Source organism: Bacillus vallismortis, assembly GCF_004116955.1.
GTDB classification, from domain to species: Bacteria; Bacillota; Bacilli; order Bacillales; family Bacillaceae; genus Bacillus; species Bacillus vallismortis.
In genome coordinates this window covers 4227721-4240115 of the sequence record NZ_CP026362.1, presented here as the reverse complement: position 1 = coordinate 4240115, position 12395 = coordinate 4227721, and the positions used below count along the sequence as shown (strand labels likewise).

Genomic DNA, 12395 nt, shown 5'->3' with positions numbered 1-12395 from the left:
ATTGGGCATTGTAAGGAATATAAGGCTGGTTGCAAAGGAGGAAGCGGATGTCTAAACAAGGAAATTTTCAAAAATCAATGTCACTGTTTGATCTGATTTTGGTTGGGATGGGGGCAATCTTTGGGTCAGCGTGGCTGTTCGCTGTCAGCAATGTCGCCTCAAAAGCGGGGCCCTCCGGCGCTTTTTCCTGGATCATCGGCGGAGCTATCATTCTGTTAATCGGGCTCGTGTACGCTGAACTCGGAGCCGCTCTGCCCCGTACCGGAGGCATCATTCGATACCCCGTTTATTCACATGGTCACCTTGTCGGTTATTTAATTTCATTTGTCACAATTGTCGCTTATACAAGCCTGATTTCGATTGAAGTCACGGCAGTCCGGCAATACGTGGCCTATTGGTTTCCCGGCCTGACCAAAGAAGGCTCTGATTCACCGACCATTGCAGGCTGGCTCTTGCAATTTGCCTTGCTATGCTTGTTTTTTCTCCTGAATTATTGGAGTGTCAAAACTTTCGCCAAGGCCAATTTCATCATATCGATTTTTAAATATATTGTCCCGATTACGATCATTATCGTGTTGATCTTTCATTTTAACGCACAAAATTTATCTGTTGAAGGATTTGCGCCGTTTGGTTTTACAGGTATTCAGGCTGCGATATCGACAGGGGGCGTGATGTTTGCGTACCTGGGCCTGCACCCGATTGTGGCTGTTGCAGGCGAAGTGCGAAATCCAAAACGCAACATCCCGATCGCTTTAATCGTTTGCATCATCGTTTCCACCATCATTTATACTGTTTTGCAAGTCACTTTTATTGGCGCAATCCCGACAGAAACGCTTAAAAACGGCTGGCCTGCAATCGGACGGGAGTTTTCATTGCCGTTTAAAGATATTGCGGTCATGCTCGGTTTGGGCTGGCTTGCAACGCTTGTCATTTTAGACGCTATTTTGTCACCGGGTGGAAACGGGAATATTTTTATGAATACGACGTCTCGCCTTGTTTACGCCTGGGCGCGGAACGGCACATTATTTCGCATATTTTCAAAGGTCAATAAAGAAACCGGAACACCACGCGCTTCACTCTGGCTATCGTTTGCCATGTCGATTTTCTGGACGCTCCCCTTCCCTTCGTGGAACGCGCTCGTCAATGTCTGTTCTGTCGCACTCATCCTTTCCTATGCGATCGCACCCATTTGCTCAGCAGCGCTCAGGGTGAATGCGAAGGACTTGAACAGGCCGTTTTATTTAAGAGGAATGAGCATTATCGGGCCGCTTTCCTTTATCTTCACGGCCTTTATCGTGTACTGGTCAGGATGGACGACCGTTTCTTGGCTGCTCGGTTCACAGCTCATCATGTTTTTGGTTTATCTCTTTTTCAGCAAATATGCGCCTCAAGAAGATGTCAGTCTTGCCCAGCAGCTGAAATCTGCCTGGTGGCTGATCGGGTTTTATATCATGATGCTGGTCTTTTCCTACATCGGTTCTTTCGGACACGGTTTAGGCATCATCAGCAATCCCGTCGACCTAATTTTGGTCGCCATCGGCTCAATTGCGATTTACTACTGGGCAAAGTATACCGGGCTCCCGAAAGCCGCCATTGATTATGATCAATAAAGAAGCAAGAGGTTTTCTTGCTTCTTTATTCTTTACAAACAAATAAACCGGCTATAAAATGAATGAAAGTCAGTCAGTAATGGAGGGATTCCTTATGCCAAAACATACATCGGGCAAATATGAAAAAATTCTGCAGGCTGCCATTGACGTGATTTCTGAAAAAGGTCTCGACAAAGCCTCTATATCAGATATTGTCAAAAAGGCCGGCACTGCCCAAGGAACGTTCTATTTGTATTTCTCATCTAAAAATGCCCTCATCCCGGCAATCGCAGAAAATCTTCTCACCCATACGCTGGACCAAATCAAAGGAAGGCTGCATGGAGACGAGGATTTTTGGACCGTTTTAGATATATTAATTGATGAGACATTTCTCATTACCGAACGCCATAAGGATATTATCGTTCTCTGTTACTCCGGGCTTGCGATCGACCACTCCATGGAAAAATGGGAGACGATCTATCAGCCTTATTATTCCTGGCTCGAAAAAGTCATCCATAAGGCGATGGAAAGCCGCGAGGTAACGGAAGGAATCAATGCAAAATGGACGGCCAGAACGATTATCAACTTGGTCGAGAACACAGCTGAACGATTCTATATCGGATTTGAACAAGATGAAAATATTGAAGTGACTAAAAAAGAAATCTTTACTTTCTTAAAACGGAGCTTAGCTACAGTGTAAAAAATGACTGGTAATACCGCTCATTTTTTACTGGCATAAAAATGACTGACGTTCATTCATAAAATGAGAGGTGTTTATTTTGAACTGGGTGCTTGTTTTGATTGCAGGACTTTTAGAAGTGGTTTGGGCCTCTTCCCTCAAACATGCCGATTCGCTTTTGGATTGGATCATGATTTTGATTTTGATCGCGATCAGCTTTATGCTGTTGATCCGCTCTTATCGAAAAATCCCCATGGCTGCGGCGTACACTGTATTTGTCGGAATCGGAACTGTCGGAACATATATCACCGGCGTTGTTTTGGGCGAATCCTTCTCAGCAGCGCAAATGTTCTTTTTAGCTTTATTGCTGGCTGGTATTTTAGGAATGAAGCTCTTCACGAAAGAAAGCAAAACACAGTCGGGAGGTGACTCGTAATGGCATGGTTTTTATTAGTCGTTGCCGGCATAGAAGAAATTATAGCTGCCGTCGCCATGAAATATATAGATGGAACAAGAAAAAAGTGGCCGATCATTGTAATGACTGTTGGATTTGGCTTATCCTTTTACTGCCTTTCACAAGCGATGCAGATCCTGCCTGCTGGAGTCGCTTATGCCGTCTGGACCGGCATTGGCAGCATTGGCGTATCTGCAGTCGGCTTTATCTGGTTTAAGGAACGTTTTCAGCTTTCACAGCTGATTTGTCTGGGCCTTATCCTTGCCGGTGTCATCGGCCTGCGTCTTACGTCTTCATCATAAAATAAAGGCATATACAACTGTATATGCCCCAGATTGTTGACAAAATCCTAAAACGGTTTTCGTTTTAGGATTTTGTCATCTTTTCAGCGTGATTGAAAACCCTTGAAGTCTAGGAAGGACGAGCATCGGAGCAGACTTTCACAGGATATGATGACGGCGGCGTTTAGGCAGGACGCTTAAGCATTTAGCCGCCGTTCCTTTCGTCATTCGTGAGCACCGACGCGCAGGCCTGACAACGAATGCGAGGGTTTGTCGACACGCTGAGGCATATACAACTGTATATGCCCTTGCCATTAAGCCTCGTCTTGATGGTTGTGAAGATGAAGCGGCGGCGGGATGAGCCAGCCTTTGTTTTTTAGCAGCCTTAAGTATTTTGCGCCGGTTGCCGCTTTAGAGATATGGAACTGCCCAAACATCATGGCAATATCCTCGCGAATTGACTCTCCCATGATTTTGCTGCATGTCACTAGCCCTGCGGCATTTTGCGCTGCTGATGAGACTGCCACATCCGGATCGAGAAACCGCGCGCCCGGCGGAATATCGTTCAGATCCGCTGCCGGCGGTTCAGGAGAAGCCGGCGGGAGCGCCACCCCGTTTTCCTTCAGGATGCTGCTGACTTGTTTCACTTCATCTTGGCACTTCTCAATGGACTCACGAAGCAGCTTTTTCAAATCGTCATCACCGACATGATGCAATAACATCTGGTAATTGCCGATCATTTTGTTGCCTGCCATCACATAACTCCACAAGCTGAAAACCTCACCATAATGCATCGGTTCCTCTTGCGGATTTCCGCTTAAAATACCCATATTTCATCCTCCTTGCAAATGTCAATATCGCACATCTCTAACGTGCCCAGCAGGAGGAAAATATATGTATCGAAGAGAAAAATTTTAACATCAAACAAAAAAGACAAGAGCGGCAAAATGCCAAACCCTTGTCTTTCTGCTGTTCTATTGGACGCGCTCGGAGGGATTCGAACCCCCGACAGACGTGGTACCGGAAACCACCGCTCTATCCAACTGAGCTACGAGCGCATATGGACTGCGTAATGAGAACGTCAGCACAACCCATTATACGATAAGTTCATCCAAATAACAACCCTCTATTTCAGCAGACCGTTTTTTCATCTATCACATCATCTTATTTGGCAATCTGGCATACGATGGTTTGAACCCTTGTATTTTTGGGGAAAATGGGAAAAAGAGAAGACTTTGCGTGTCAAGCCAGCTTTTTGTTTGACCTTTATTGACCAAAAATGTATCATGTAACTACATACTTACCTAAAAGGTGAAGGAGGAGCATTATGAATTTAATACCTACAGTCATTGAACAAACGAACCGCGGGGAAAGAGCGTATGACATTTATTCTCGTCTATTGAAGGATCGTATCATCATGCTTGGATCTGCGATTGATGACAACGTTGCGAACTCCATCGTGTCACAGCTTTTATTCTTAGAAGCGGAAGACCCTGAAAAAGATATTTCTATTTACATCAACAGCCCGGGCGGCTCAATTACAGCCGGTATGGCGATCTATGATACCATGCAGTTTATTAAGCCGAAGGTATCTACCATTTGTATCGGTATGGCTGCATCAATGGGCGCGTTCCTGCTTGCTGCCGGAGAAAAAGGCAAACGCTATGCGCTACCAAACAGTGAAGTCATGATTCACCAGCCGCTTGGCGGTGCGCAAGGTCAGGCGACAGAAATTGAAATTGCCGCGAAACGCATTCTCTTGCTTCGCGACAAATTAAACAAAGTTCTTGCTGAGCGTACTGGCCAGCCGCTTGAAGTGATCGAACGCGACACAGACCGCGATAACTTCAAGTCTGCTGAAGAAGCGCTCGAATACGGCTTGATTGATAAAATTCTGACTCGCAACACAGAAGAGCAAAAGTAATACTGTAACCTGCAAGAGCTATGTCTCTTGCAGGTTTTTTCATTACTTTTTAGATTTCCGTCCACTTTTTCTCTAAAATCGGATACGAGTAATTCTGCATTTGCTCAATTAACTCATCCGGCCGTGAAGAGCTGTGGATCAGCTTAAGGTGCGAGTCGTTAGAAAACCCTTCTTGAATGCTGTATTTGATCATTTTCATCATCGGTTCAAAATATCCGTTGACATTGTACAGTCCGATCGGCTTTTTGTGGATGCCGATCTGTGCCCAGCAAAGCACTTCAAACAATTCTTCATATGTACCGAAACCGCCCGGCATGGCGATAAAACCGTCAGCCAGCTCGCTCATTTTGGCTTTCCGTTCATGCATCCCGTTTACTTCAATCAGCTCAGTCAGGTTTTGATGGACAACCTCCCCGCTGAACAAACCGCTCGGCATGACCCCGATCGCAGTCCCGCCGTTTTCCATTATTGCGTCAGCAATCGCGCCCATCAAGCCTACGCGGGAGCCCCCATAGACAAGGCCGATTCCCTGCTCAGCCATGTAGGCGCCAAGCTCTTCCGCTTTTCGTTTATACGCTTCATTTCCCCCCGGGTTTGACCCCGCAAATACACAAATGGTTTTCATTTTTTTCATCTCCGTATCTATATATCGTGCCATACATTCAAAAACACACTATATATTGTCCCACCTTCATGTGATAATATCAATATGAAATACATAAGAATGCGGAGTGATGATGTTGCAGCTGGCTGATGCGGAGAAATGGATGAAGGAATTTTACGAAAAAAGAGGCTGGACAGAGTACGGACCGTTTATTCGAGTCGGCTTTTTAATGGAGGAAGCCGGTGAACTGGCCCGTGCTGTCAGAGCATATGAAATCGGGAGAGACCGGCCTGATGAGAAAGAGTCGACACGTGCTGAGCAAAAACAAGAATTGATTGAGGAAATGGGAGATGTCATTGGAAATATTGCCATCCTTGCTGATATGTACGATGTCTCCTTAGAAGAGATCATCAAAACCCACCAAGAAAAACTGACCAAACGTTTTGAGCATGCATGAAAAAGCGGCCGCAATGGCCGCTTTTTTTAACCTGTGATTTCATCATGATGATCAAAGAAATGCTGTTTTCCTATTTTGTGAAACAGGCCTGTTTTATGCAGCAGCTCCTTCGGCTGCGACTGCAATCCTACAATCATCAGCTTTCCGTTGTGGCGTTTAATTCGGTTCATAATGTTCCCAAGCACTGCTTCAGCCGACGTATCCATGTAGTGCACCTTATTCATGTGCAGAATAAGGGTCTTCGGCTTTTTCTGCACATGCTCCAGCAGTGAAGATTCAAGCGAATCAATGGACCCAAAAAACAGCGGCCCTTCTATAGTATACATGCTGACAGACGGGTCTTCTCTCTTTGCCGCATTCGCCAAAACAGGATGCGATTCCTGATTGTGGATGCGGGTCGCTTCGCTCATTCTTCTGATGAAGAACACAAATGCGAGGAGCAAGCCGGTTGCCACACCGACGATTAAATCAAACAGAACCGTTAGCGCAAAGGTCGCCGCCAAAATAAAGGAATCAGCGGTCTTCAGTCTCAGCATATTCGCGACCTCCTTGCGCTCACTCATATTCCATGCGACGACCATGAGGATCGGCGCCATACTGGCAAGCGGCACATGCGATGCATAAGGCGCGAATACGAGCAGGACAAGAAGAACGACTACACCGTGAACGACGCCGGAAACAGGCGAAACCGCTCCGTTTTTAATATTGGTCGCCGTTCTGGCGATCGCTCCCGTAGCCGGGATTCCACCGAACAGCGGCGCAGCCATATTCGCAATCCCCTGGCCGACAAGCTCCTTATTGCTGTCATGCTTTGAGCCCTTCATGTTATCAGCGACCATCGCGGACAAAATCGACTCAAGGCCGCCAAGAAGCGCGATGACAAGCGCCGCCGGAAACAGCATCACCATTTTATCCAATGTCAGCTCAGGAAACTGAAATTCCGGCAAATGACGGGGAATTTCTCCATACGTTGATCCGATCGTTGCCATGCGGTCAGGGAAAAAGACAACCGCGACCAATGTCGAAATAAGAAGCGCCAATAAAGCGCCGGGCACTTTCGGCATCACTTTCGCGGATACAAGCAAAATGACGAGCCCAATCACCGCTGTCAAAATGGCATACACGTTAAAGGTGCCAAGGTTCTGTGCAATTTCAAACATATTGTGATGAAAATTTTCATGTTTCTCAACATGACTCAAACCAAGAAAGTTAGCGATTTGCTCTGTAAAGATCAGCACGGCAATCCCGGCTGTAAAACCGACGATAACAGGTTTCGGCACGAATTTCATTATTTTTCCGAGCTTAAACAGCCCGAACAGCACCAGCATCACTCCCGCCATAAACCCTGCGATCAACAGGTTCTCAAAGCCATACTGCATCACAATGCCAAATAGAATCGGGACAAAGGCGCCTGTAGGACCGCCAATTTGATATTTGGATCCCCCAAACAAAGAAATACAAATCCCCGCCACAACAACAGTGTACAGCCCGTATTCAGGCTGAACTCCCGAGGCAATGGCAAACGCCATCCCTAAAGGAATTGCCACGACACCTACTACGATACCTGCAATCAAGTCTTTCTGAAATTTCTGCAAATTATAGTCCTTGAATCTCCCTGAGAATCGCATATTTTGCTATAACCCCCTTATGATTGAGTGTTTATGAGCTCAGTTTCATAACCGTTAATGACCACATCAAGTTTTCCTGTTTCAGGGTGAATGACAAGACCGTGAACCGGCACCTGTTTCGGCAGCAGCGGATGGTTCTTGATCAAATTCACACTGTGGGAAACGCTTTCTTCTACGCTGTGAAAACCGGTCAGCCATGTTTTCAAATCAAGTCCGGCGCTCGCCAGCAAATTCAGGCAGCTCTCTTCCACTCCGCGTTCCTTTGCTTTCTCGAGAATCGAGGACGCATTCAGTCCAGACATCCCGCATTCATGGTGGCCGACAATGCACACCTCTTGAGCCTGCAGTTCATAAATTGCCACCAGTATGCTGCGCATCACGCTTCCAAATGGGTGAGAAACGATGGCTCCCGCGTTTTTTACAATTTTAGCATCGCCGTTTTTCAGTCCCATTGCTTGCGGAAGAAGTTCGGTGAGCCGTGTATCCATACAGGTGACAATGACGAGCTTTTTTGAAGGAAATTTTGTCGTTTTGTACGGTTCATACTTCCTCTCTCTGACAAACCGCTGATTGTGTTCCAAAATTGATGTTAAAGAAACCATTTTGATTCATCTCCCATCCATATGATATTGCAAGCCTTCTTACCCAGCTTACAGTAAGGAATTATAGCATAGGAACACGAAGTGAAACGGCTTTCAAAAAAAGACACTATAAATGGACGGTAGAAACAAAACATACACATTTATATCTTTCAAAGATAATAAAATTTATATTTATTGAATCCTATAGTCTGGATTCAGCTCGCATAATCGTGGTTTGTCTGACAAAAAATATAGGTGAATTCAGATAATTAAAAAACTTTTTAAAGCAATTTTAACTGTTTACCCAGTTTTCAGATTCATTTTAAGTTCAAAAGAACCAGAAATTAAATTGAACACAGCTATCATTTTAACAAATATTTATTTCCGATATAATAAAATAGACAACAGCCATAAAGGGGGAGCCTTGTTGAAACCATTTGTATTCATCACTAAACCGATTCCTGAAGAGATTGAATCATTCATCGGTGAACATTGCCGTTATGAAATATGGAGGGAGGATACACTTCCAAATGACGTGCTATTTGAGAAATTAAAAGAAGCAGAAGGGCTTTTAACGTCAGGAACGTCCGGACCGTCAATCAATCGTGAATTGCTGGAACATGCGCCAAAGCTTAAAGTGGTCAGCAACCAATCCGTAGGCTATGATAACTTCGATATAGAAGCCATGAAAGAAAGAGATGTCGCCGGCACTCATACACCTTATACACTGGATAACACAGTTGCGGACTTGGCCTTTTCTCTGATTCTATCTTCCGCCAGACGTGTTGCTGAACTGGACCGATTCGTCAGATCCGGAAAATGGGGAACAGTTGATGAGGAAGCGCTTTTCGGCATTGATGTTCATCATCAGACATTAGGCATTATCGGGATGGGCAGAATCGGTGAACAAGCCGCAAAACGCGCCAAATTCGGCTTCGATATGGAAGTGCTTTATCATAACCGCCATCGCAAACAAGAAACGGAAGACAGCATCGGCGTCAAGTACGCTGAGCTTGATACATTGCTCGAACAGTCTGATTTTATTCTGCTCATTACGCCGCTGACTGATGAAACGTATCACATGATAGGAGAACGCGAATTTAAGATGATGAAGAACTCAGCAATTTTCGTCAATATTTCCCGGGGAAAGACAGTTGATGAAAAAGCATTGATTCGCGCCCTTCAGGAAGGCTGGATTAGGGGAGCCGGCCTAGATGTATACGACAAAGAGCCTGTCACACAAGATAATCCGCTCTTACAGCTAGATAACGTCACGCTGCTTCCTCATATCGGTTCCGCAACAGCAAAAGTGCGCTTCAACATGTGCAAACAGGCTGCCGAAAACATGATCGCAGCCCTCCAAGGGCAAACACCGAAACATCTCACAAAAGAATTTCAATAATAAAAAAACATCCGGTCTGATACAGACCGGGTGTTAAAATGGAATATGCTGCAGAACGGCACGCTTATAGATGTGGCGGGTGACAAGATAATATACCGCCTGAAACACAAAATAAACGAAGATGACCAGTACGGCCTCCAGAAATAAGTTTGAAGACAGCATATTGCTTAACGCCGCATACGCAAATCCTGCATGAATGGTACCCGCAATAAATGGGATGAAGAACAAAAACCCCATTTGTTTTCCTAGAATGGCATGAATCTCTTTGTCCGTAATTCCTATCCTCTTTAATGCCAACACCTGTACCCTCGTATCCTCTATTTCCGTAAACATCCGCAAATACAGCATGCTTCCTTGCACGACAAAAAACAGCACACTGACAAACATTCCTATAAACAGCGTTAATGCCACGGCCTGCTTTACAATCTGATAACTGGGGGCACGTGTTTGAAAATCAGATACATGTTCTTTCGGCACCATGTTTTCAAGTTTTTTAGAGACATCCACCGTCTCCTGCCAATGCTCAAGCTCGTAACCGACTACTCGCATCTGCTGCTTCAGCGGCACATCCTGTGACAGGCTGGCAAAGCTCTTTTCGCTGACGACCAATAAACGGCTGACTCCACCGACTGACATCAATATCCCTTTGTTTTGCTGCTTTTTCATGACATAGGAAAGTGTTTTTCCTGACTTCATCTGAAATGCTGCTGTTTCCCCTTCTCCAAATGTATCTTTCACCATCATCTGAAACGGAACATTGATAAACGCTTCATTTTCTTGCAAATGAATAACAGGGAAACCTTTTTCCTTTGCGACTTGATTATAGATTTTCTCTGAAATCAGCAAGGCTTTCGCTTCCGTTTTCTTGTTTTTATACGGCAGGTCTGATTGAAAAGTGACAGGAATCCCTGTCGCATTTACTTTATACTTGATTTTAGCACCCGCTTTTCTCAGTGTGCTCTCCGCTCTTGCAGGCTCCATCACCTGAAAATGGGAAGCGTCTTTTTCCACCCATGCAACAGCCTGAGGAATGCTTTGCTCCTCCTGCCTTTGCAAATCTGCATAAAACATATAGATGACACCTGTAGCTGTAAGTATGACCGCTGTTATGACAGACGTTAAAAACAACATGCGGGCGTGATCCTTCAGCCGAAAGATCATATTGGAACGGACAATGATATTCGTGCCTTTATAGAAACTGTGTTTTTTTCTGTACAGCATGCGGAAAAATGCAACACCGCTTTGTGTAAAAAAGAAATACGTCCCGATTAACACGAGAATCAAAATCGGAAAAACACGAAATACCATATCAATCGCATTAGCAGTGGCAGACAGATAATAACCGCCAGCGAGACATAACAAGGACAGCACAGTGAGCCATTTCGAATAGGCCGGCAAGCTTTTCGGCTTTTGGGCCGATTTCATCAACTCAATGATTTCAAGCTTTCGAATCCGTGCCAGCGAAAAAATGAGCAATGCCTGAAACAGGATGAGAAAGCCCGCAGCCGTCATCACAAACGCTTTCGGCACAATGACAAACGATATCGGAACCTTCACGCTGAGCATCCATGTCATGATCATGAAAAACAGCTTTGAACATAACAGCCCCGCTCCAATGCCAGCAGCAATCGCCGCAAGAGAGATCAGAGACTGCTCATAATAAATCATCTTGCGGAGCTGCTGTTTTGATGTTCCGAACAGTGTCAGCAGCCCAAACTCTTTCTTTCTCGCCTGCAAAAACGCCGAATTCGAATAGGAGATAAAAAATATACAAAACACAATGATGACGACAAGAGCCGCGCTCAAGCACGTTTTGACAAGGCTTCCGCCATATATATTGTCTTCATTGACATCCGGATGAAAAATGAAAGATGTGAAGATAAAAAACACCGAAACGGCAAACACACAGCTTAAAAAATAGGCGACATATCGCTGCAGGTTCCCAAGTATGTTTTTACGGGCGATGGTTCTCAAATTCATGAAAATCGCCTCCCAACACGCTCAAGGTATCCAATATACTTTGATAAAACACCTGCTGATTTGTTCCTCTGTGAATCTCTGAAAAGAAACGGCCATCCTTAATAAAGACAATCCGTTTACAGAAGCTCGCCGCTGTTGCATCATGTGTGACCAGTAGAATCGTCGCTTCCTTTTCTTCATTCAGCTGAGCCAGTGTGTTCATCACTTGCTTTGCCGATTTTGAATCAAGGTTGCCAGTCGGCTCATCGGCTAGAATGAGCGCCGGATTGTGTATAATGGCTCTGGCACATGCTGCGCGCTGCTGCTGCCCGCCCGACACCTCATAAGTCCGATGGTCGAGAATATGCTTGATTTGCAATGCATCAGCCAATTCATCCAAACGGGCTTCCATTTCTCTCAGCTTTACCTTATCCAGTGCGAGCGGCAGCAGGATATTTTCCCGAACGGTCAGCGTATCAAGCAGATTAAAGTCCTGAAAGACAAAGCCGAGTTCTCTTCTGCGAAACAGAGCCAGCTCCTGATCCTTTAACGTTTTCGGCTGAATGCCGTTAATCATCATCTCACCCTGGGTCGGCTTATCAATGGTAGCCAGCACATTCAGAAGCGTGGTTTTTCCGCTTCCCGACGGCCCCATAATTCCGACAAATTCTCCTTTCGCCACGCTAAGATCAAAGTCGCTGAGCGCTTGATACGATATTGTTCCTTTATTTGAATAGTACGTTTTCGACAGGTTCGTTGTTTGTAGCACATTCATGTTCTGCTCCTCCTTTTTCTTTATTATAAAAAGGAAGTCGGCAGCCTCCCATCGAACTTTCT

13 protein-coding genes and 1 tRNA gene are annotated in these 12395 nt (G+C 45.2%); 7 read left to right on the top strand and 7 right to left on the bottom strand.

Annotated features, from left to right (window positions below; all coding sequences use genetic code 11):
- The first annotated feature begins 47 nt into the window (after positions 1-47).
- The 4 genes from aspP (at position 48) to BV11031_RS22325 (ending at position 3024) form a co-directional block, all read left to right on the top strand.
- On the top strand, positions 48-1610 hold the full coding sequence (aspP, locus tag BV11031_RS22340; RefSeq protein ID WP_010328688.1) for an aspartate/proton symporter AspP: 1563 nt from the start codon (positions 48-50) through the stop codon (positions 1608-1610).
- 94 nt (positions 1611-1704) lie between these two features.
- The gene (locus tag BV11031_RS22335; protein ID WP_010328689.1) at positions 1705-2289 is read left to right on the top strand and encodes a TetR/AcrR family transcriptional regulator; all 585 of its coding nucleotides are present in this window, start codon (positions 1705-1707) and stop codon (positions 2287-2289) included.
- Between the two features lie 79 nt (positions 2290-2368).
- Positions 2369-2704 carry a DMT family transporter gene (locus BV11031_RS22330; RefSeq protein ID WP_010328690.1) on the top strand — a complete coding sequence of 112 codons (336 nt, stop codon included), beginning with the start codon at positions 2369-2371 and terminating at the stop codon, positions 2702-2704.
- Positions 2704-3024 (top strand): DMT family transporter, encoded by a 321-nt coding sequence (locus BV11031_RS22325; protein ID WP_010328691.1) that lies wholly within the window; start codon positions 2704-2706, stop codon positions 3022-3024. Before BV11031_RS22330 ends, BV11031_RS22325 begins: the two co-directional genes overlap by 1 nt.
- A gap of 293 nt (positions 3025-3317) precedes the next feature.
- On the opposite strand, the gene BV11031_RS22320 is transcribed toward BV11031_RS22325, so the two are convergent.
- Together BV11031_RS22320 and BV11031_RS22315 are read right to left on the bottom strand one after the other, a co-directional pair.
- Positions 3318-3833: a DUF3231 family protein gene (locus BV11031_RS22320; RefSeq protein ID WP_010328692.1), complete on the bottom strand. Its 516-nt coding sequence runs from the start codon at positions 3831-3833 to the stop codon at positions 3318-3320.
- A gap of 152 nt (positions 3834-3985) precedes the next feature.
- A tRNA-Arg gene (locus BV11031_RS22315) sits at positions 3986-4061 on the bottom strand.
- Between the two features lie 269 nt (positions 4062-4330).
- On the opposite strand from BV11031_RS22315, the gene clpP reads away from it, so the two are divergent.
- Positions 4331-4927 (top strand): ATP-dependent Clp endopeptidase proteolytic subunit ClpP, encoded by a 597-nt coding sequence (gene clpP, locus BV11031_RS22310; RefSeq protein WP_003219849.1) that lies wholly within the window; start codon positions 4331-4333, stop codon positions 4925-4927.
- A 49-nt stretch (positions 4928-4976) separates the two neighbouring features.
- Here the strand turns inward: clpP and BV11031_RS22305 are convergent, their stop codons facing one another.
- A complete protein-coding gene (locus BV11031_RS22305) occupies positions 4977-5552 on the bottom strand; it encodes an LOG family protein (RefSeq protein WP_010328693.1) in 576 nt (191 codons plus the stop codon).
- A gap of 115 nt (positions 5553-5667) precedes the next feature.
- On the opposite strand from BV11031_RS22305, the gene BV11031_RS22300 reads away from it, so the two are divergent.
- On the top strand, positions 5668-5988 hold the full coding sequence (locus BV11031_RS22300; protein WP_010328694.1) for a MazG nucleotide pyrophosphohydrolase domain-containing protein: 321 nt from the start codon (positions 5668-5670) through the stop codon (positions 5986-5988).
- 26 nt (positions 5989-6014) lie between these two features.
- On the opposite strand, the gene BV11031_RS22295 is transcribed toward BV11031_RS22300, so the two are convergent.
- On the bottom strand, positions 6015-7616 hold the full coding sequence (locus BV11031_RS22295) for a SulP family inorganic anion transporter (RefSeq protein WP_010328695.1): 1602 nt from the start codon (positions 7614-7616) through the stop codon (positions 6015-6017).
- Positions 7617-7633: 17 nt separating this feature from the next.
- Positions 7634-8218 (bottom strand): beta-class carbonic anhydrase, encoded by a 585-nt coding sequence (locus tag BV11031_RS22290; protein ID WP_010328696.1) that lies wholly within the window; start codon positions 8216-8218, stop codon positions 7634-7636.
- A 403-nt stretch (positions 8219-8621) separates the two neighbouring features.
- On the opposite strand from BV11031_RS22290, the gene BV11031_RS22285 reads away from it, so the two are divergent.
- Positions 8622-9599, top strand: a complete 978-nt coding sequence (locus BV11031_RS22285; protein ID WP_129551020.1) for a 2-hydroxyacid dehydrogenase — start codon at positions 8622-8624, stop codon at positions 9597-9599.
- Between the two features lie 33 nt (positions 9600-9632).
- Here BV11031_RS22285 and BV11031_RS22280 read toward each other — a convergent pair whose 3' ends face one another.
- Positions 9633-11579 carry an ABC transporter permease gene (locus BV11031_RS22280; RefSeq protein WP_010328698.1) on the bottom strand — a complete coding sequence of 649 codons (1947 nt, stop codon included), beginning with the start codon at positions 11577-11579 and terminating at the stop codon, positions 9633-9635.
- Positions 11554-12333 (bottom strand): lantibiotic ABC transporter ATP-binding protein PsdA, encoded by a 780-nt coding sequence (gene psdA / locus BV11031_RS22275; protein ID WP_010328699.1) that lies wholly within the window; start codon positions 12331-12333, stop codon positions 11554-11556. Before psdA ends, BV11031_RS22280 begins: the two co-directional genes overlap by 26 nt.
- Positions 12334-12395 lie beyond the last annotated feature (62 nt).

Excerpts from the sequence above, each read along its gene's own strand:
- BV11031_RS22295 (WP_010328695.1), bottom strand. The coding sequence starts at position 7,616 with ATGCGATTCTCAGGGAGATTCAAGGACTATAATTTGCAGAAATTTCAG.
- clpP (WP_003219849.1), top strand. The coding sequence starts at position 4,331 with ATGAATTTAATACCTACAGTCATTGAACAAACGAACCGCGGGGAAAGA.
- BV11031_RS22290 (WP_010328696.1), bottom strand. The coding sequence starts at position 8,218 with ATGGTTTCTTTAACATCAATTTTGGAACACAATCAGCGGTTTGTCAGA.
- BV11031_RS22325 (WP_010328691.1), top strand. The coding sequence starts at position 2,704 with ATGGCATGGTTTTTATTAGTCGTTGCCGGCATAGAAGAAATTATAGCT.
- psdA (WP_010328699.1), bottom strand. The coding sequence starts at position 12,333 with ATGAATGTGCTACAAACAACGAACCTGTCGAAAACGTACTATTCAAAT.
- aspP (WP_010328688.1), top strand. The coding sequence starts at position 48 with ATGTCTAAACAAGGAAATTTTCAAAAATCAATGTCACTGTTTGATCTG.
- BV11031_RS22320 (WP_010328692.1), bottom strand. The coding sequence starts at position 3,833 with ATGGGTATTTTAAGCGGAAATCCGCAAGAGGAACCGATGCATTATGGT.
- BV11031_RS22335 (WP_010328689.1), top strand. The coding sequence starts at position 1,705 with ATGCCAAAACATACATCGGGCAAATATGAAAAAATTCTGCAGGCTGCC.
- BV11031_RS22305 (WP_010328693.1), bottom strand. The coding sequence starts at position 5,552 with ATGAAAACCATTTGTGTATTTGCGGGGTCAAACCCGGGGGGAAATGAA.
- BV11031_RS22280 (WP_010328698.1), bottom strand. The coding sequence starts at position 11,579 with ATGAATTTGAGAACCATCGCCCGTAAAAACATACTTGGGAACCTGCAG.